Below are 18089 nucleotides of genomic sequence, written 5' to 3'. Positions count from 1 at the left end.
CGTGGAGGTATCTGTTGAAGAAACGAAGCATTGTGTTGTGGCTGGCTGTTCTGCTGTTGCTGCTGTGTCTGCCGGCGGGAGCGGCGACGTCAGTGGATGCGGTCATCGAGCAGACCTGGTCGTCCATCAGGGGACAGATTCAAAATGTGGTGAACAACGTGGTATTCCCGGCGGTGGACATGATTCTGGCGGTGGTGTTCTTTGTCAAGCTATCCAGCGCGTACTTCGACTACCGCAAGCATGGACAGTTTGATTTTACAGCTCCCGCCATCCTGTTCGCCTGCCTGGTGTTCACCCTCACCGCTCCGCTGTATATCTGGAAAGTGCTGGGGATATAAGTGGAGGGCGGCATGACTAAAAAAGTTGAAGGGAAGTGCAACGACTATGGAACCGAAAAATGCCATGGCTGAGCCGGATATACTTGGCACGGCACGAAAGGCGGAACTTTTCGACGAGCTACTCAAGACCTTCGAGGAGTTTATGGAGGATGAGGACTTTATGAAATTCTGCGCAGTATGATGACGGATCAGGAGATCATCAAATCTGGCTTTCCATTTAAGCATAACGACGCGGAACAGCAAGCACTTGCCGTGCTGGAGCAGTTAGGCGGGCAGGCTGAACCCGGCATTCCCGCTAACACCGCCAAACTCCGCGATCTTCTTAGAATCCACCTACCAGACGAAGCCTATCTGGAGCACCGCTCTACTGCGGTGGATTTGCTCTCCATCGGCGACATCGACCCGGCGGATATCACACCCGACAAGTTGGCCGGCTGGAAGGACATTCTAAACGCCGATATCGTCCGAATTTTCCCCGGAGCTTATGGTGTCCACATTGAAGTGGACAATGTCGACCCAGAGCGGCTCTCCGACTTTGTTTTCCTTGCCAGCCTGGGTAAACTGGCAGAGCCGCAGGAAGAACTAGAAGATCACCTTGAAGAACTGTCTTTATGACAGTATTGACGGACGCGTTTTGTGGGATATCGACCGCCATGTGGAAGGAGGAATGTCCTTGGACTGGTTAAACAAGGTGCTGGAGAGCACGGGGAATGTGGTGAAGGGGCTGGGTCAGGAGGTATCCGCGGGGATGTGGGATACCACCTTGCGGTGGATGTACACGGCCATCTACGACGCCGTGGCCCAGTTCTTCACCTCCATCGGCAGCATGGGGGTGGAGATATTCGGCCTGCCCTGGGTGGGGGCGGTGACCAGATTGTTTTCCCTTTTCGGCTGGGGTCTGTTCCTAGCGGGGCTGGTGGTAGCGGTATTCGACCTGGCCATTGCGGCCCAGTCGGGACGGGTGAGCGTGCGGGACACCGCCCTCAATACCATCAAGGGTCTGATGGCGGTCAGCCTGTTCACTACCCTGCCGGTGGAACTGTATAAATTCTGTATCAGCCTGCAGGGGACGTTCATGGGGGATTTGGCCCGGGTGTTTGCCGGGGGACAGAGTCTGAATATTGGGGACGCCAGTATGTCGGTGCTACAGGCGTCCTTCGCAATTGCCAACCAGGTGACCCTGTCGGTGTTCAACCTGCTGGCCATGATCGCCATGGCGTATTGCGTGGTGAAGCTCTTTTTTGCGAATATCAAACGGGGCGGCATCCTGCTGATTCAAATCGCGGTAGGGGCTATGTATATGTTCAGTGTGCCGCGGGGGTTCACCGACGGCTTCTGGGGCTGGTGCAAACAGGTGGCAGCGCTGTGCCTGACGGCGTTTCTCCAGACCACCCTGCTGTTCTTAGGGCTGCTGACTTTCAACGTCAACATGCTGCTGGGGCTGGGCCTCCTGCTGTCAGCCAACGAGGTGCCGCGGATTGCGCAGCAGTTCGGGCTGGACACCTCGGCGCGGGTCAGTCTGACCTCGGTCATCCACCATACCACCACGGCGGTCAACCTGACGCGTTCGGTGGTGGGCGCCATGAAATAAAGGGGGTGGCCTATGTATTTGTATCCGCAGAATCTGCGGGCCAACGCCAATTTGTGGCTGTGGAGCCTGAAGGATTTCAGCATGATTAGTATCGCCCTGCTGGTGTCGGTCATCGCCGTGGCACAGGCGGGCTGGCTGCTGCCGCTGGCTTTGACGGCCGGGTATGCGTTTGTCACCATCCGGATGGAGGAAGCCACCGTGCTGGACTATGTCCGATACGCGGCGCGGTATTTTCTTGTTGTCCCGCAATTCTATATATGGAGGCTCGATTGAAAGAAAATCCTTCAACCAGCGAAAAACGGCTTGCCGCCCATGAGGGCGGGCGGCATTTCGTTCCGAAACCGCCCTTTTTCAAAGAGGTCTTATGTCCTTTCCGGGCATAAGACCGGACATGGAGCAGAAGTGAAAACAGGAGGCGTACAGGAATTCCTGGGTATCCAAGGCTTCACCGACCATGGGCTCGCCGCCAGTCACGGCGATCTTTTGTATTTTCAGGTGAGCCCCGCCAACATCGCGGTGCTGTCGAAGTCCATGATGGAGAGGAGGATCCGGCAGCTGATGCTGGTGCTGTCCGCCCTGCCGGGGATGGAAATCCTGTGTATGGATTCCCATGCCTGCTTCGACCGGAACCAGGCCTACCTGAAAGAGCGGCTGGAACAGGAGGAGAACCCGGCGGTGAGGAAGCTGCTGGAACAGGATCGGGCATATCTCGACCATGTCCAGACTGAATTGGCGGCCGACCGGCGGTTTGTGTTCCTGCTGCGGGGGAAGGAGCCGGCGTTTACTCTGGGGAACCGGGCGGAGAAGGCCATGGCGGATCAGGGCTTTGAGGTGCGGCGGCTGGACAAGGAGGGCATCAAGCAGCTGCTGCAGGCCTACTTCGACGCCGGCGGCCAGACGCTGCCCGACGTGGACGGAGCCCAGTGGATGGAGGGAAGATGAGGATATTCCAACGCAGAAAGCCGCGTACCATGGAGGAGCAGGAGGCTACGGCGGTGAAGGATTTCTTTGACCAGCTGCTGCCCGGCGCCATCCGGTTTTACCCGGACAGCTGCGTGTGCGGCAACACATGGCGGAGTGTGTGGGCGGTGAAGGAATACCCGCCGTCCACCGAGGAGCAGGCCATCCTGTCCCGTCTGGGCAGCCATGAGGGGGTGACCCTGCGGATATACACCCGGCCGGTGGAGGCGCAGGAGCAGCGGACCATCATCCAGGCGGCCACCCGGCGGAACAAGCTGCTGCGGGGCGGGAACGACGTGCAGGAAACCATCCGGGCGGAGGGAAACCTCCAGGACGTGGCGGAGCTGCTGGCGGGTCTGCGCCGCAGCAAGGAGCCGCTGCTCCACTGCGCGGTATATATCGAGCTGAAAGCCTCTTCGCCAGAGGGACTGAAGGATCTTCAGGCGGACATCCAGATGGAGCTGACCCGGGAGAAAATCACGGTGGATCGGCTGCTGCTCCGGCAGCGGGAGGGGTTCCTGTCGGTGATGCCGGCGGGAACCAACGTGTTCGGCGTGCAGTATGAACGGGTGCTGCCAGCTTCCTCGGTGGCCAATTTGTACCCGTTGGGGTATTCGGGCAAGACCGATCCCCGCGGGTTTTGTCTGGGCAGGGACAAGTATGGCTCGCATATTCTGGTGGATTTTGACCGGCGGACGGATGACCGTACCAACAGCAGCGTCCTCCTCATCGGCAACAGCGGGCAGGGCAAGTCGTATCTTCTCAAGCTCTTGCTAACCAACTTCCGGGAAAGCGGCAAGGCGGTACTGGGGCTCGATCCGGAGGGGGAGTATCGGGAACTGACGGAAAACTTGGGCGGCTGTTACCTGGATTTGATGGAAGGGCGATATATCATCAACCCGCTGGAGCCACGTTCCTGGGGCGACGGTGGGGAACAGGACGATGATGCGCAAACTCCGGCGGCATTCCGGAAAAGCACGCGCCTCTCTCAGCACATCGCCTACTTGAAAGACTTCTTCCGGACGTACAAGGGGTTTCCCGACGCTCACCTGGACACGCTGGAGATTTTGCTGCTGCGGTTGTACGAGCGGTTTGGCCTGAACGACAGCGCGGACTTCGACAGCCTTACCCCTCAAGAATATCCCATCCTGTCCGACTTGTACGGGCTGGTGGAAGAGGAATACCGGCAGGTTGACCGGAATAAAAAGCCGCTGTATACCGAAGACACGCTGCGGGAGCTGTGCCTGGGGCTCCATTCCCTGTGCCGCGGTGCCGAGTCCCGGTACTTCAACGGCCACACCAACATCACCAGCGACCGGTTCCTGATGTTCGGGGTGAAAGGTTTGCTGGACACCAATCAGAGGCTGAAAGACGCCATGCTGTTCAACCTGCTGTCATATATGAGCCACCGGCTGCTGAACGAGGGGAACACGGTGGCCAGCATGGATGAGATCTATCTGTTCTTCACCAACCGGACGGCGGTGGAATATATCCGCAACGCGTCCAAACGGGCGAGGAAGAAGGACAGCGCGGTGGTGCTGGCCACCCAGAATGTGGAGGACGGCATGCTGGAGGGGCTGCGGGAATATATCAAGCCGCTGTTCGCCATCCCGTCCCACCAGTTCATATTCAATGGGGGCAGCGTGGAGCCGCAGGTGTATATGGACGCCCTGCAGCTGGAACCGGCGGAGTTCGACCTCATCCGGTATCCGGAGCGCGGCACTTGCCTGTACAAGTGCGGGAATGAGCGGTATCTGCTGCAGGTGACGGTCCCACCCTACAAGGCGGCACTGTTCGGAAAGGCGGGCGGACGATGACCGCCGGGTTTGTGGTGAAGGCCGCCCTGCTGCTGACGGACAAGCGGACGTGGAAGGTCATCGGGGCCATAGCGGCTGGGATTGTGCTGCTCATCGCCATGCCGGTGGTCATCCTGATAGGGGTGTTTGAGAATCTGGGGCAGATGGATTTCACCGATTCATCGCTGAAGCAGCAGGTACTGGAGGGGCTAACGTCGGAGGACAGGGCCGGGCTGGAGGCCTGGCAAAGCACGTCCACGACCCTTGAGGCGGCGATGGAGGAAGCGGGTTATGGGGACAGGACGGCCGAAGCCCTGGCCTTATACGCGGGCTGGCTGTATCCGCTGGCCGGGGAGGAGGGATTCGTGGAGAGGCTGGTGGGATGTTTTGAGGAGGGGCAAAGCATCGATGATCTGCTGGCGCATGTAAAGGAGGCATTTGGTATCGAGATATCGGCGGAGGCGTTTGAGAAAGCAGTGAGAAAGAGAGGAACAGATCATGAGAAAAGAAACGGTCTTGCATTTATCCTACGATACGAGGAAACTGCAGGCGCTCCAGTATTACCTGCCGCAGAACGGGACGAGCGTGGAGGCGGCGATCGTCGCCCATCTGGACGGTATTTACGACACGCAGGTGCCGGAGAACGTGAAGGAGTTCCTCCGGCATATGGGCGCCGAAAAGCCGGAGACAGCGCCCAAACAGCCGGTCAGAAAGCAGGCCCGGGAGCCAAAAATCACCGGGCCAAAACAGGAACTCTGACAGGGGGACAAGCATGAGCACACGAAGCTATATCTGTATGGAAGTTGGGGACGACCAATACAAGACCATATACTGTCACAGTGACGGATATCTGTCACATAACGGGGCGCTGTTACTGAAATACTACAGCGACAGGGAAATGGTGGAGAGGCTATTGGAACGGGGGGACTTGTCTTCCCTGGAGAAGAAGATCGAACCGGAGCCGGGCCATCCGCACAGCTTTGACTGGGACAAAAGGCAGAAAGACGTCTGCGTGTTCTACGGTCGTGATCGCGGGGACAAGAACATCCAGGCGGAACCGCTCACTTTGGAAGAACTGGATGACCCGCAAAACCGGACGGAGTATGTGTATATCTTCACCCGGGAAGGACAATGGAAATATTTCCGATATGGGGAATCGAAGAAAGGGCTGCGGGATGTTCAAGAGGATTTACAGAAGGAGTTGGAGGAAGAAACTACGTTGACAGAGGAACTGCGCCTTTTGTAAAAGAGAGGAACAGTTGAATTTCGTTGCCTTTTCGGCTATACTAGACCCAAAGACCTGATGTGGAAGAGGAGGCGGAGCGGACATGGCGGAACTCTGTGGCACGATCCTGTCGGGGGATATTCCGGTTGCCGAGGTGCGAAACGGCGTGGTGACGGTGACGAATGCGCGGCTGGCGCCTCTATATTTTCGGAGGAGCCAGGATGCCGGGGCCTGGCTGTCGGGCCGGGCAATCGATTCCCACCGGGCCAATTCCCGGCTGCTCAAAAAGGCGCTCCGTCTGGCGGAACGCGACGACATCAGCACGGTGCTGTCGGTCAACGCCGTGACCATTACCGACAACTACTGGTACCGGCCGGAGGGTTCCGCCCTGGCCTGGGAGGATGTCCGGTTCAAGGAAAACCTGTTTGACCGGCTGGCGTTGTGCGGCGATCCCGACAGCTTCAGCCAGCGGCCGTCGCGCACGCCCGAACTGACCAATACCGGCAGCTTTGAGAAATGCTGGCGGCTGATTGACGGCCGGTGGTGGATGTACAAGAGCGGAAACGAGAAAGAACGGTTTTCCGAGCTGTTCATCTATGAGCTGGGGTGTGCGCTGGACTTTCCGATGGCGCGCTACGAATACGCCGACGGGTATGTCCGCTCGCTGGACTTTACGGACAATGCGGCGGTGAATTTCGAGCCGGCCTCCGCCTTTATGGGAGAGGACGAGGACTATGGGCGCAACTTCGAGTGGTTTCTGAACCTGTCGGAGGAGCTGGCGAAGGCCTATCTCCGGCTGATTGTTCTGGATACGCTGTGCATGAACATGGACAGGCACACGCAGAACTATGGGGTGCTGCGGGATACGGAAACGGGAGAAATCCTGCGGCTAGCGCCCAATTACGACAACAACATCGCCCTGATTGCTCGCGGGTACCCAAAGGATGTCGGCCGGGAACACGACGGGATGTTCCGGTTCCTTGAGGAGTTTTTGAACCGGCAGCCCCGGGCCAAAGACATGCTCGCCGCGCTGGACATGCCGGCTATCACGGAACAGATGGTGGAAGTCTGTATGGACCGGGTGCCCATTGATGTGGATCGAGTTTTTATCACCCGGTTTGTCCTTAACGGACAGAAAAGGCTGAACGAACTTTTGCTGTAGGGGCCGACGGAGACATTCACACAGACACCACAGAGGTAATACCGAAACCAGAGCCGCCTTGCGTAAGCAGGGCGGCTTTTGTGATCGTTAAGAAAGGGAACGTATGAAGAAATCGAGTATCACATTGGGCTACGACGAGGAGCGGCTGTCGGCGGCCCGGCTGTATCTGAAGCGCAGGGGGCTGACGTTGGAAGAGAAAATGGCGGCGCACCTCGACCGGCTGTATGAGAAATATGTGCCGCCGGGTGTGCGGGAATATATCGGGGAGAGAGGCGAAGCGGCCAGGCCAGGTGAAGGGTAAAGGAGGCGGGAAGCGTCCTTGAGAGAGCAGAAATTCGGGATAGAGATCGAGATGACCGGCCTTTCCCGGTGCGCGGCGGCACAGGTACTAGCCGGTCATTTTCATACCCAGGCGGTGCATGTGGGAGGAGGCTATGACACGTACACCGTCCGGGACGAGCAGAACCGGCAGTGGAAGCTGGTCAGCGACGCGAGCATCGACTGCCGGACACGGAGCAATCGGCCGGCTGGCGACGCCTATGCGGTGGAGTTCGTCTCGCCCATTTGCTTATACGAGGATATCGAAACCATACAGGAGTGTATCCGGAAGCTGCGGCAGGCGGGGGCGCGGGTGAACCCGAGCTGCGGGCTGCACATCCACATCGACGCGGCCGTTCACACGCCCCAGACCCTCCACAACCTGGTGAACATCATGGCGGCCAAGGAGGATTTGCTGTACAAGGCCCTGCAGATTCAGGTGAGCCGGCAGCGGTATTGCCGGAAAGCGGAAACCCGTTTTCTGGAGGCCATCGAGCAGCAGCCCCCCACCACCATGCAGGAGCTGAACCGGCAATGGTACGGCGGCCGGGACCACAGCGGGTACCACTACGACGATTCCCGGTACCATGGACTGAACCTGCACAGCGTGTTCAACAAGGGCACCATCGAGTTCCGCCTGTTCAATTCCACCCTGCACGCCGGGGAAATCAAGGCGTATATCCAGCTATGCCTGGCCATCAGCCATCAGGCGCTGACTCAGCAGCGGGCGTTTCAGACGAGGACGGTGCCGGAGAATGAGAAGTACACGTTCCGGGGCTGGCTGCTGCGTCTGGGGATGATCGGGGAGGAGTTCAAGACGGCCCGCCTGCATTTGCTGAAGAACCTGGAGGGGAACATCGCGTGGCGGGATCCGGCCCAGGCGGAGGCGCAGAAGCAGCGGCTGGCGGCAAAGAAAGAACAAGAGCGGCAGAGGGAGCAGGAAGAACCGGCCATGACAATGGGATTGTAGGGAGGGATACCAGTGAAGAAACGATGGTATATCGCATACGGGAGCAACTTGAACCTCCGGCAGATGGCCATGCGGTGCCCTACGGCCCGGCTGCTAGGGACAGGGCTTGTGGAGAACTATGAGCTGCAGTTCAAGGGGATGCCCCACGGCTCCTTTGCTACTATCGGACCGAAAAAGGGCGCCTCTGTGCCGGTAGGAGTATGGGAAATTACACCCCGGGACGAGAAAGCGCTGGACGTGTATGAGGGCTATCCCCGCCACTATTTCAAGAAGAACCTGACCGTCGCGATGGAGGGGCAGGAGGTGACGGCGATGGCGTATATCATGAACCTGCAGATGAATTTCGGCATTCCCACTCAGCGGTATTACAACACGGTGCTGGAGGGGTATGAGCAGTGTGGGCTGGATGTAGCGATGCTGAACAGGGCGGTGGATGCCAGCATCGAACGGTACCGGCAGGCGCTGAAGGAACCGTTTTGGAACGAAGAGGACTATGAACTGATGGCGAGGTTCGATGGGGATATAGCGGAACCGCAGCCGGAGGAGGATATGTTTCCCGGCCAGCTGCATTTGTAAGGAGGATTGGATGAACCGTTTAAAACAGACTTTAGGCGAACTATATCAATTTGAACAGATGTTAACATGGCAGGACATACAGGAGCGGCTGCGGAGTACGTTGCCCGCCGATCAGTATGCGGCTGTGCTGACGACCGGCTGCGTCCGGCTGGATCTGGTGCTGTATCCGGGGGAGTTAGGGACGGAACTGGGGTACGACCTGTATGTGAAGGATCGGCCGGACGGGGAAGAGTGGGTCTGTTACGATAGCCTGCCCGATGACGTGCGGCTGGATATGGACGGTGTGGAACGGGAGATGGCCGGTGTTCTGGACAGGGAGGTCCAGCGTCGAGGACTGTCCTACACCAAATGCCCGTTTGAACGGGTGGAGGGAAAAACTAGGGTAGCGAAGAAGCCGGAGATGGCGGAACCGCAGATGGGAATGTAAGGGGCGTGTCCGCCCGAATTTGGCGCCTGTTTGGCGGTTTCGTCCGGAGGGAGGGGTGTGTACCCCTGTGGAGGTGATATCGGGCTTCTTGAGGCGGTTTGGAGGGTAGCTGCTCAAGGGTGATATTTTGAAGCAGGATAAAGACCTTGTCAGGCTTCGGCCTGACAAGGCAAACAAACCCCGCCCGGCAACGCCGTGCGAGGTTGCAGCATATATCAAGATTTGAAGTGCTTGGCAGATGGGTTGACAAGAAACGGGGACACGCCGCTGGAAATAGCGGTTTTCTCTTGTCAGCCTGTCTGTCAGCAGAAAAGGAGTAAGCATATGAGCGAGAAAACCTTCACCGGCCTGTATCTGGACAGGGAGCTGCTGGACGACATCGCGCGGGAGTTGTCCGAGGCCAACTGCCGGACCCGCAACGAGTTCATCAACAAGGCCATCCGCTTTTATATCGCCCACCTGCACTGCCGAAACAACAGCGAGGTGCTGACGCCGGCGCTGGAATCGGTGGTGGCGGCGCGGATCCAGGACACCGAGAATCGACTGGCGCGGGTGCTGTTCAAGCAGGGAGTGGAGCTGGCGATGATGATGCATGTGGTGGCGGCCACTAACGAGATCGAGCTGGAGGAGCTAGGTGAGCTGCGCCGCCTGTGCGTAGAGGAGGTATCCAAGTTGGGCGGCCGGTTTGGGTTCGATGACGCGGTGGGCTGGCAGAGAGATTAGTTCCCCTGCTGGCCTATGGCTTGTTTGCCGCAGAAGTTTTTCTGCACGGCAATGGTCGCCAGCGTATCGCCCAGCTGTGTCAGCGCAGCGCCGATGAGAGCGATCTCGTCGGCGTTACGCCCTTCGGCGATGGCAGCCGCTATGGCGGTAATACCGGCGGCTAACGTATTCGGACACACGATGTCACCTCCCCAATATACTCTATGCAGGAGGTATCGATCATGCCCCGCTTGATACTCAAGAGCCCCTACCTGAAGCCCAATGCCAAGCAGCATCTGGTGAACTATACCCAATATGTCGCCACCCGGGAGGGGGTGGAGCGGCCGGAGGCGGCAGCCGGTAAAACCCAGCGTAAGGTCATCGCGGAGCTCTTAAAGGAATATCCCGACATCCGGGAACTGTACGAGTCTGAAGACTACCGGCTGAATCCCACGCAAGGAAATGCGGATGAGTTCATTCTGCGGGCAGCGGAGATGCACGGGGAACTGTTCGGAACCCGGCAGCGGTATGTGGATTACATCGCCAACCGGCCCGGCGCAGCCCAGTTGGCGTCCCACGGTCTGTTCTCGGATGATGGAGAGGCGTCCCTGCCGGCGGCGATGCAGGAAGTCGCGGATCATCCAGGTAACGTATGGACGCATATCCTGTCTCTCCGTAGGGAAGACGCCGCCCGGCTGGGATATGAATCGGTGGAGCAGTGGCAGGCGCTGCTGCGCATGCACCGCAACACCATCGCCCGGCACATGAAAATCCGTCCCGAGAATTTCCGATGGTATGCTGCCTTTCATAACACGGCGCACCATCCCCATGTGCATCTGCTGGCCTTTTCCTCTGATCCCAAGGAGCCATATCTCACGAAAGAGGGAATCCGCTCCATCAAGGCGGAAATGGCCCGGGATATCTTTCGGCAGGATCTCATCAGTATCTATCAAAAACAGACGCAGGTGCGGGACGACCTGCGCCGGGCGGCGCCGGAGCTTGTGAAGCAGCTGAACAGCGGTACCTATGACAACCCGCGGCTGGAAAGATTACTGGGCCAGCTATCGGAACGGCTGCAGATGGTGACCGGTAAGAAAGTGTATGGATACTTGCGACCGAAAGACAAGGCGCTGGTGGACGATATCGTGGAGGAACTGTCCAAGGACGAGAGGATTGCCCGGCTGTACGATCTCTGGTATGAGCAGCGGTATGAGGTACTGCGCACCTATACCGACACCATGCCGGAGAAAGAGCCGCTGTCCCGGAACAAAGAGTTCAAATCCATCCGCAACGCTGTCATTGCAGAGGCGCTGCGCCTGCCGGAACTGCCATATGAAGAACCAGTGGAGGAATCGGCGGAAGAACCGGACAGCCTGGATACCGGGGAATCTTTCCCCGAGGATGAACCGGAGGTGTCTGTCGCTTTCCAAGGAAAAAACAAAAAGAAGACCTGGTGGACGGAGGAATACAAGCAGGCGCGTCATTTCCTCTATGGCTCCAATACCGAAGCACCCGATTTAGGGAAAGCCTATACGCTTCTGTGTCGGGAGGCGCAAAAGGGAAACGGTTTCGCCATGCACGATGCGGGGAAAATCCTGTGGAACGGCTTAGGACGGGACAAAGACGAGGACGGCGCACAGGCTTGGTTCTCCAAGGCCTACCGGGCTTTCCTCGCGGCGGAACAGCAGGAAAAGAAAAAGGACTATCTGCAATACCGAATCGGCAAGCTATTCTCCTATGGATTCGGTGTGGAACAGAGCTACGAAAAGGCGGCGGAATGGTTTGAGAAAGCGGTGGAGGAGGGAAATCCGTTTGCCGCCTTTTCGCTGGCCGGGCTATACCGGCGTGGACAGGGCGTTCCCCAGAACGAGGAAAAGGCCTTCGCCCTGTACCAAATGGCGGCGGAGGACGACCGCCACCCCAACGCTTACGCCATGTATGAATTGGGCCGGATGTGCTGGGAGGGCCGGGGAACCGATATGGATGCAGCGAAGTCCAAGCAGTGGTTTGGGCAGGCATTCAAAAAATTCACTTTCATGGAGGCGGAGGGAGGAGATGACCATCTGCAGGTAAGGCTGGGGGACATGCACCTGACCGGGACGGGAACGCCGGTCAATCTGAAGATGGCCCGACAATATTTCGAGAAAGCGGCGAAGCTAAAAAATGTCCGGGCGTTCTACAACCTGGGGAAGCTGAATTTGAAAGAGGGGAATATCCAGGCTGCGCTGGAGAACCTGACCGCTGCAGCCCGCGAGAAGTATGCTCCGGCGCAATATCAGCTGGGTAAGTTGTTTTTAGAGGGGAGGGATGTTCCTCCGGATATCTTCTATGGAGTCCGGTGGTTGGAAGCCGCGGCCGGGCAGGATGATCCGTCCGCGCTGGCTCTGCTTGGAAAGGAACATCTGAAAGGGACAAGATTACCCAAGGATACAGAAAAGGCCTTGGAATATCTCCAGTATGCCATACAGAAGAAGAGCGCCTACGCGGCGTATATCCTGGGGAGGGCTTATCTGAATGGCGTCGATCTTCCTCTGGATTTGTTTCAGGCGGAAACGCTGCTGCAACAATCAGCGGACAGGGGATTCGAGCCGGCAGAGTATGTACTGGGGAGGGAATATGCGACGGGAGAGCGTCTGCTGAAGAATCTTCCAAAGGCCGTGGAGCTGCTGACCCGGGCGGCGAAAAAAGAAAACAACTTCGCCCAATATCGGTTGGGAAAGCTGTTTCTAAAAGAACCGGCGCTGTATGACGTGGGGAAAGCCATCCATTGGCTGGAACAGGCGGCCGGGCAGGACAACGCGTATGCATGGTATGCGCTGGGCTCACTGTACTACTTCGGCGATGGCGTTCAAAAGAATGAGAAGCGCGCGCTGACGTATCTTGGCCGAGCCACAGAGCTGGGAAACGTGTATGCCCGGCAGCTGCTGGGAAGCATCCGGCAGCATCGAAACGCGGCGGCCTCTTTGGGCGCCCTGCGCCTGCTGCGTTCGGTGGGGCGGTTGTTTGAAAACAAGCTGCAGCTCGACCGGCCGGGACAGCTGGTAGAGCATAAGCTCCGGCAGCGGATACAGGAACAGAAACGGGCGCTGGGGATCCGGGAGTGATTTACTTGTGCTGGAGAAAAGACTGAAGGCGGTACAGGAGGCTGCGTCGTTTGATCAGCGGCAGGGAGGCGACGTACAGGAAGAGCTGGTCCTCCATATCCAGCATAGGTGTCGACAGCCCCAGCAGGTCGTCTGTCGATACTTCAAACAGAATGGCCAGGCGGCGGAACATGTCGAGGTCGGGTTGTGTGGCGCCGGTTTCATAGTACGCGTAGGTCGAGCGGTTGATATGCAGCATTTCGGCTATCTGCTTCTGTGTCCAGCCGTTCTTTTGGCGCAGGGCCCGCAGCTTCCCTCCCAGCATGTTCCCGCCTCCCTTCGTCCGGTTTGGTTGGCATGGTAACTCTGGCGAGAACGGTTTGCAAGTCCGTTTGGAATCTTCATGAGAGTTGACAGGGAGGGATACCTTTGCCTATAGATTCTGCCGACATCGAACGGGCCCGTCGCACGGATCTGGCGGAGTATCTGCGGCGGCAGGGAGAAACCCTGCGGCGCTCTGGCTCAGAATGGGAATGGCGGCATGAGGGAGCAAAAGTGACCATCCGGGGAAATCTATGGTTCCATCAGTACGACCGGCAGGGCGGGGACGCGATTTCTTTTGTCCGGTGGTTTGGCGGCAAGACGTTTGCGGAGGCTGTGCAGGTGCTGTTGGGGCAGGAGGGAATACTGCTATCCGAAACGGCGCGGCCATCGCCTAAACCGTTCCTCCTGCCTCCCCGGCATACGGATATGCGGCGGGTGTACGCGTATCTGCTGGGACGGTATATTGACCGGGAAGTGATCCACTTCTTCGCTCATCGACAGCTGCTGTATGAGGATGCGGTATACCACAACGCCGTATTTGTCGGCATGGACGAAAACGGTGTGCCCCGACACGCCCACAAGCGGGGAACCGTTGGCGGCTACAAGGGCAATGTGTCCGGCAGTTGGCCATCCTACAGCTTTCATTGGGTGGGGACAGGAGACAAACTGTATGTGTTTGAAGCGCCGGTGGACGTGCTGTCGTATATCACCCTGCACCCGGAGAACTGGCCGGCGCATAGCTATGTGGCCTTATGCGGCACCTCGGAGCAGGCGGCAATCTGGCTGCTTCGGCAATACCCTCACCTGCGCACCGTGGTGCTTTGCCTGGACGCGGACAAGGCCGGTATAGAGGGCGGCTCGAGACTGCGAGAGAGTATCAGCAAAGTAGGGAACTATACGGTTCGGGAGGATAGCCCGCACCAAAAAGACTGGAACGAATGTCTGAAAGCGGAAAACGGGGAGAACTCTCTTCCTGCTAAGCGCCATCCGGGTGTGGACTGTATACGCCGTCTGTGCGCGGCCTTGCCGAACCGGTGCCGGGGTGAAAGAGTCTCACGCTGGCCAATGCGGGAACTGAGTGAACGATATACACAGCTGAAGCAACTGCAACCGGACAGAAAACGGAGCCTACGAGAGCAATCCCTGCAGATGGCGGGGATTGCCTTTTTGTACGCCAAGGCGCGGTATTGTTCGCTGGAAATATCGGTATCCGATGAGGCACTGGCGATTCTGGTATTCCATACGTACCGGCCCCATCGGGACGGCGGCGGGCTGCGCAGCCATATGGAGGAGATCGGGCACCGGCTGGATGTGCTGCGAAGCGTATATCCCGATGAGCGGCCAAACACCCGGACGGAAATGCTGGAACAAATCGAACGAATACAGGAGCTGTGTATGGACTGCCTGCGTCTGGCGGCGTTTGTGGAGAGTGGGGGAAGCGCTTGATTATATTGTTCGTAGTCACCGCAGTGATGTTCACCGTGTTCGGCCTCATCACCTTGCTGGGACACGTTTACAGTCTGAACGGAATCAAATCTCGAACCGTGGGAGATGGGCAGCACGGAACCGCCCGCTGGGCCACCAAGGCGGAGATTCGCGGGACGTATGTCCGTGTCCCATTCATACCTGACCAATGGAGAAGAGGGAAGGACCATCCCATAGAACAGGGCATTGTGGTGGGCTGCGAATCGCGCAGGGGACAAACCTATGCGCTGGTGGACACCGGCGACGTGCATGTGCTGATGATTGGGGCGGCCGGCGTGGGGAAAACGGCGTATTGGCTGTATCCCTGTATCGAGTACGCCATGGCCAGCGGCATGTCGTATTTGTCGGTGGACACCAAGGGAGACGTCCTGCGCAGCTATGGGCGCATCGCCCGGGATTGCTATGGCTACCGGCTGGCGGTGCTGGATCTCCGCAATCCCAGCCGTAGCTATGGGAACAACCTGCTGTTTCTTGTGAACAAGTACACCGACATCTGGAAACAGGAACCGGACAACCTGACAGCCAGGGCAAAAGCGGAGAAGTACGCCAAAATCATCGCTAAGACCATCATCCTGTCCGGAGCGGACGCGTCCTCATTCGGCACCAACGCGTATTTCTACGACGCGGCGGAGGGACTGCTGACCGCGGCCATCCTGCTGGTGGTGGAGTTTTGTTTGCCTGAGAAACGGCATATCGTGTCGGTGTTCAAAATCATCCAGGAGCTGCAGGCGCCCGGCCAGGAGAAAGGGAAGAACCAGTTCCAGCAGCTGATGGAGCAGTTGCCGCCGGACCACAAGGCCCGCTGGTTTGCCGGCGCGGCGCTGAATACCAGTGAGCAGGCGGTGGCGTCGGTGCTGTCCACGGCATTGTCCCGGCTGAACGCGTTCCTAGATTCGTCGATGGAGCAGATTCTCTGCTTCGACCCGGTGCTGGATGCAGAGCAGTTTTGTAAAGAAAAGAGCGCGTTGTTTCTGATACTCCCGGAGGAAAACCCGACGACCTTCTTTCTGGTTTCGCTGTTCATCCAGCAGTTCTACCGGGAAATCCTGTCGGTGGCGGATGAATATGACGGGAAGCTGCCCAACCGGGTGGTGTTCTTCATGGACGAATTCGGGACGCTGCCCAAGATTGAATCGGCGGAGATGATGTTCAGTGCCGGACGTTCCCGGCGGCTGACCATGGTGCCGATTATCCAGTCCATTGCGCAGCTGGAGAAGAACTACGGCAAAGAGGGTTCGGAGATCATCATCGACAATACCCAGGTGACCCTGTTTGGCGGTTTCGCGCCCAACAGCGGGACGGCCGAGGCGATGTCCAAGGCGCTGGGCAGCCGGACGGTGCTTTCCGGCAGTGTCAGCCGGAGCAGCCATGACCCCAGCCAGTCGCTGCAGATGATGGAGAGGCCGCTGCTGACGCCGGACGAGCTGAAGAGCATGCCCAAAGGGCAGTTTGTGGTGATGAAGACGGGCTGTCACCCCATGCGGACGCGGCTGAAGCTGTTTTTTGAATGGGGTATCCAGTTTGACGCGGAACCGTTTCAGATGGAGGAGCAGGAGAACCGGCGGGTAGCCTATGCCGGGAAAAGTGAGATTCTCGACAGCGTGTTTCTGCGGTATCATCTGGACACTAAGGAAAGCAGCCGGCGGAGAGGACTCCTCGGCCGCCAAAAGGGAGGAGCCGTTTGAACCGATTGGATCGGATTTATAAGAGTGAACTGCCCCACCGGGCGGTGGCGGTGTATCTTTATCTGCGAGGGCGGGCCAACAAGGAGGGGCAGTGCTGGCCCTCCCTGCACACCGTGGCCCGGGATTTGAAGCTGTCGGTGCGGACGGTACAAAGAGGAATAGCCGACCTGAAGCAGGCCGGCTATCTCGGGACCGAGCAGCGGTACCGGCAAAGCGGCGCCAAAGGCTCGCTGCTGTTTACGATGAGGAAATGAGTGGATGGGGCCGCCAAGGAGGTAGTGCGGCTATGGGTTGGCCGGTGGATATGGTCTTGGTGGCCGGACAAGGGGAATAAATCAGCTTAAAATTTACTATACAGAATGAATAGAATGGATCTCATTCGCCGTAATCTTTTGTGTTTTCAAAAAAGTCACTTGGAAAACCCGCGTGAATACAGAAAAATCTCTATGGAAATATAAAAAGCAAACATATAGATATAACGGAACTCCTTTGCCGCAAGCCCTACACGATGTAGGGCTTGCGGCCTTTTTTATATTCACCGGGCCGTTGCCCGGTGAATCTTTTAAAAGATTGAGAAAAATGGGATGCGGTTTTAAACCCGCACAGGCTCGCTACCTTTTCAATGGGCAGGCCGGTTGTGTCCAGAAGACTCTTCGCAGCGTGGGTGCGTCGGTCCATGATATATTGATGGATGCTTATTCCAATGTACTGTTTAAAAATCCGGTTGAGATAGTTTGGATGATAATTCAGCTCGCTGCTGAGAGTCTCCACCGTCAGGTCGTTCATGTAATTGGCGCTGATATACTCGATTACCGTATTCACGAGAGCCGGTCTTCCGTGAGAGGATGCTTCGCGGGCAAGCGTGACCAGTACCGCTTTGAGAGAAGCGGAAACCAGCGCGTGGTATCCCGGCAGCCGGGTCTGGAATTCGGTGCCGATTCGTATAAGGAGCTCATCGACATCCTGATACCCTTTGCGGACCAGTGCCTTGAGAAAGCCTTCGACATCCGGCGGCGCGGGAATTTGCCATGCTGGAACGTCCTGCTCGTTTACGATGGGAAGAGGCTCCTGTATGGTAAGCCGTTCCCGCGTAAAGTCGAAATTGATGGCAAGCATCTTAGTGGGCAGGTCGCCGCACGTAACCAGCATATACGGCGTTCCGGACGGTATGTAAATTATGGTGTTTCTTCGTAAAAGGATTTCCTCGTCGCGTATAAACACGGAACCCGTGTCCGTCAGACATAAAAACAGGCGGCAATCCTGGGCCAGTACGTATTGCCGAGGATATTTAATCAGGGTAATGATTTCGGCAAAACGAATGAAAGGGTTAATATCATCTAAAATCACAAACGACACCTCGCTAAAAGTTTGATACAGAACATTTATGGTTTGTTGTACACATTGAATTGTATACGGTTCTCATTGTAAAATCAATATGTAATTTATT

Annotated in this window: 22 protein-coding genes; 19 read left to right on the top strand and 3 right to left on the bottom strand. The window is 57.5% G+C overall.

What is annotated here, in order from left to right; genetic code table 11:
- Positions 1-11 precede the first annotated feature (11 nt).
- The 15 genes from ACSAMM_RS07995 to ACSAMM_RS07925 all read left to right on the top strand — a co-directional run bounded on the left by ACSAMM_RS07995 (position 12) and on the right by ACSAMM_RS07925 (position 10086).
- Positions 12-338, top strand: coding sequence for a DUF3852 domain-containing protein (locus ACSAMM_RS07995; RefSeq protein WP_457792166.1), 327 nt, complete (start codon positions 12-14; stop codon positions 336-338).
- Positions 339-384: 46 nt separating this feature from the next.
- Positions 385-519, top strand: a complete 135-nt coding sequence (locus ACSAMM_RS07990) for a hypothetical protein (RefSeq protein WP_457790921.1) — start codon at positions 385-387, stop codon at positions 517-519.
- The gene (locus tag ACSAMM_RS07985; protein ID WP_457790920.1) at positions 516-953 is read left to right on the top strand and encodes a hypothetical protein; all 438 of its coding nucleotides are present in this window, start codon (positions 516-518) and stop codon (positions 951-953) included. Before ACSAMM_RS07990 ends, ACSAMM_RS07985 begins: the two co-directional genes overlap by 4 nt.
- 133 nt (positions 954-1086) lie before the next feature.
- Complete coding sequence (locus ACSAMM_RS07980) at positions 1087-1929, top strand: conjugal transfer protein TrbL family protein (RefSeq protein WP_178722284.1); 843 nt, start codon at positions 1087-1089, stop codon at positions 1927-1929.
- A 12-nt stretch (positions 1930-1941) separates the two neighbouring features.
- Entirely contained in the window at positions 1942-2202 is a 261-nt protein-coding gene (locus ACSAMM_RS07975) for a hypothetical protein (protein WP_178722224.1), read from the top strand.
- 129 nt (positions 2203-2331) lie between these two features.
- The gene (locus tag ACSAMM_RS07970) at positions 2332-2871 is read left to right on the top strand and encodes a hypothetical protein (protein ID WP_178722226.1); all 540 of its coding nucleotides are present in this window, start codon (positions 2332-2334) and stop codon (positions 2869-2871) included.
- Positions 2872-2900: 29 nt separating this feature from the next.
- Positions 2901-4706, top strand: coding sequence for a VirB4 family type IV secretion system protein (locus ACSAMM_RS07965; protein ID WP_457790918.1), 1806 nt, complete (start codon positions 2901-2903; stop codon positions 4704-4706).
- The gene (locus ACSAMM_RS07960; protein WP_178722230.1) at positions 4703-5461 is read left to right on the top strand and encodes a hypothetical protein; all 759 of its coding nucleotides are present in this window, start codon (positions 4703-4705) and stop codon (positions 5459-5461) included. The genes ACSAMM_RS07965 and ACSAMM_RS07960 overlap by 4 nt, the downstream gene beginning before the upstream one ends.
- Positions 5458-5931, top strand: coding sequence for a hypothetical protein (locus ACSAMM_RS07955; RefSeq protein WP_178722232.1), 474 nt, complete (start codon positions 5458-5460; stop codon positions 5929-5931). The genes ACSAMM_RS07960 and ACSAMM_RS07955 overlap by 4 nt, the downstream gene beginning before the upstream one ends.
- An 82-nt stretch (positions 5932-6013) precedes the next feature.
- Positions 6014-7072, top strand: a complete 1059-nt coding sequence (locus ACSAMM_RS07950; RefSeq protein ID WP_178722234.1) for a hypothetical protein — start codon at positions 6014-6016, stop codon at positions 7070-7072.
- Between the two features lie 103 nt (positions 7073-7175).
- Positions 7176-7373: a DUF6103 family protein gene (locus ACSAMM_RS07945; protein WP_178722236.1), complete on the top strand. Its 198-nt coding sequence runs from the start codon at positions 7176-7178 to the stop codon at positions 7371-7373.
- 18 nt (positions 7374-7391) lie between these two features.
- Positions 7392-8360, top strand: a complete 969-nt coding sequence (locus ACSAMM_RS07940; RefSeq protein ID WP_457790916.1) for an amidoligase family protein — start codon at positions 7392-7394, stop codon at positions 8358-8360.
- Between the two features lie 12 nt (positions 8361-8372).
- Positions 8373-8936 (top strand): gamma-glutamylcyclotransferase, encoded by a 564-nt coding sequence (locus ACSAMM_RS07935; RefSeq protein ID WP_178722238.1) that lies wholly within the window; start codon positions 8373-8375, stop codon positions 8934-8936.
- Positions 8937-8946: 10 nt separating this feature from the next.
- Positions 8947-9363 carry a hypothetical protein gene (locus ACSAMM_RS07930; RefSeq protein WP_178722240.1) on the top strand — a complete coding sequence of 139 codons (417 nt, stop codon included), beginning with the start codon at positions 8947-8949 and terminating at the stop codon, positions 9361-9363.
- 324 nt (positions 9364-9687) lie between these two features.
- Positions 9688-10086 (top strand): hypothetical protein, encoded by a 399-nt coding sequence (locus ACSAMM_RS07925; RefSeq protein ID WP_178722242.1) that lies wholly within the window; start codon positions 9688-9690, stop codon positions 10084-10086.
- On the opposite strand, the gene ACSAMM_RS07920 is transcribed toward ACSAMM_RS07925, so the two are convergent.
- Positions 10083-10265 (bottom strand): DUF6774 domain-containing protein, encoded by a 183-nt coding sequence (locus ACSAMM_RS07920; protein ID WP_178722244.1) that lies wholly within the window; start codon positions 10263-10265, stop codon positions 10083-10085. The genes ACSAMM_RS07925 and ACSAMM_RS07920 overlap by 4 nt on opposite strands.
- A gap of 42 nt (positions 10266-10307) precedes the next feature.
- On the opposite strand from ACSAMM_RS07920, the gene mobP3 reads away from it, so the two are divergent.
- Positions 10308-13169, top strand: coding sequence for a MobP3 family relaxase (mobP3, locus tag ACSAMM_RS07915; protein ID WP_457790914.1), 2862 nt, complete (start codon positions 10308-10310; stop codon positions 13167-13169).
- Position 13170: 1 nt separating this feature from the next.
- Here the strand turns inward: mobP3 and ACSAMM_RS07910 are convergent, their stop codons facing one another.
- Positions 13171-13473, bottom strand: coding sequence for a helix-turn-helix domain-containing protein (locus ACSAMM_RS07910; protein ID WP_178722248.1), 303 nt, complete (start codon positions 13471-13473; stop codon positions 13171-13173).
- 104 nt (positions 13474-13577) lie between these two features.
- On the opposite strand from ACSAMM_RS07910, the gene ACSAMM_RS07905 reads away from it, so the two are divergent.
- From ACSAMM_RS07905 to ACSAMM_RS07895, 3 genes are read left to right on the top strand one after another with little or no spacing between them, the layout of a single operon-like run.
- Complete coding sequence (locus ACSAMM_RS07905) at positions 13578-14918, top strand: DUF3991 domain-containing protein (protein ID WP_178722250.1); 1341 nt, start codon at positions 13578-13580, stop codon at positions 14916-14918.
- A gap of 26 nt (positions 14919-14944) precedes the next feature.
- Positions 14945-16642, top strand: coding sequence for a type IV secretory system conjugative DNA transfer family protein (locus tag ACSAMM_RS07900; protein WP_178722288.1), 1698 nt, complete (start codon positions 14945-14947; stop codon positions 16640-16642).
- Entirely contained in the window at positions 16639-16896 is a 258-nt protein-coding gene (locus ACSAMM_RS07895; RefSeq protein WP_178722252.1) for a helix-turn-helix domain-containing protein, read from the top strand. The genes ACSAMM_RS07900 and ACSAMM_RS07895 overlap by 4 nt, the downstream gene beginning before the upstream one ends.
- Before the next feature lie 247 nt (positions 16897-17143).
- Here the strand turns inward: ACSAMM_RS07895 and ACSAMM_RS07890 are convergent, their stop codons facing one another.
- Positions 17144-17989: a helix-turn-helix domain-containing protein gene (locus ACSAMM_RS07890; protein ID WP_178722255.1), complete on the bottom strand. Its 846-nt coding sequence runs from the start codon at positions 17987-17989 to the stop codon at positions 17144-17146.
- Between the last annotated feature and the right edge of the window lie 100 nt (positions 17990-18089).

This window comes from Anaeromassilibacillus sp. SJQ-5 (genome assembly GCF_054108045.1).
This window is presented reverse-complemented; position numbering and strand designations above follow the sequence as displayed.

Excerpts from the sequence above, each read along its gene's own strand:
- ACSAMM_RS07955 (WP_178722232.1), top strand. The coding sequence starts at position 5,458 with ATGAGCACACGAAGCTATATCTGTATGGAAGTTGGGGACGACCAATAC.
- ACSAMM_RS07950 (WP_178722234.1), top strand. The coding sequence starts at position 6,014 with ATGGCGGAACTCTGTGGCACGATCCTGTCGGGGGATATTCCGGTTGCC.
- ACSAMM_RS07980 (WP_178722284.1), top strand. The coding sequence starts at position 1,087 with ATGTGGGATACCACCTTGCGGTGGATGTACACGGCCATCTACGACGCC.
- ACSAMM_RS07975 (WP_178722224.1), top strand. The coding sequence starts at position 1,942 with ATGTATTTGTATCCGCAGAATCTGCGGGCCAACGCCAATTTGTGGCTG.
- ACSAMM_RS07900 (WP_178722288.1), top strand. The coding sequence starts at position 14,945 with ATGTTCACCGTGTTCGGCCTCATCACCTTGCTGGGACACGTTTACAGT.
- ACSAMM_RS07910 (WP_178722248.1), bottom strand. The coding sequence starts at position 13,473 with ATGCTGGGAGGGAAGCTGCGGGCCCTGCGCCAAAAGAACGGCTGGACA.
- ACSAMM_RS07990 (WP_457790921.1), top strand. The coding sequence starts at position 385 with ATGGAACCGAAAAATGCCATGGCTGAGCCGGATATACTTGGCACGGCA.
- ACSAMM_RS07965 (WP_457790918.1), top strand. The coding sequence starts at position 2,901 with ATGGAGGAGCAGGAGGCTACGGCGGTGAAGGATTTCTTTGACCAGCTG.
- ACSAMM_RS07945 (WP_178722236.1), top strand. The coding sequence starts at position 7,176 with ATGAAGAAATCGAGTATCACATTGGGCTACGACGAGGAGCGGCTGTCG.
- ACSAMM_RS07930 (WP_178722240.1), top strand. The coding sequence starts at position 8,947 with ATGAACCGTTTAAAACAGACTTTAGGCGAACTATATCAATTTGAACAG.
- ACSAMM_RS07985 (WP_457790920.1), top strand. The coding sequence starts at position 516 with ATGATGACGGATCAGGAGATCATCAAATCTGGCTTTCCATTTAAGCAT.
- mobP3 (WP_457790914.1), top strand. The coding sequence starts at position 10,308 with ATGCCCCGCTTGATACTCAAGAGCCCCTACCTGAAGCCCAATGCCAAG.
- ACSAMM_RS07925 (WP_178722242.1), top strand. The coding sequence starts at position 9,688 with ATGAGCGAGAAAACCTTCACCGGCCTGTATCTGGACAGGGAGCTGCTG.
- ACSAMM_RS07960 (WP_178722230.1), top strand. The coding sequence starts at position 4,703 with ATGACCGCCGGGTTTGTGGTGAAGGCCGCCCTGCTGCTGACGGACAAG.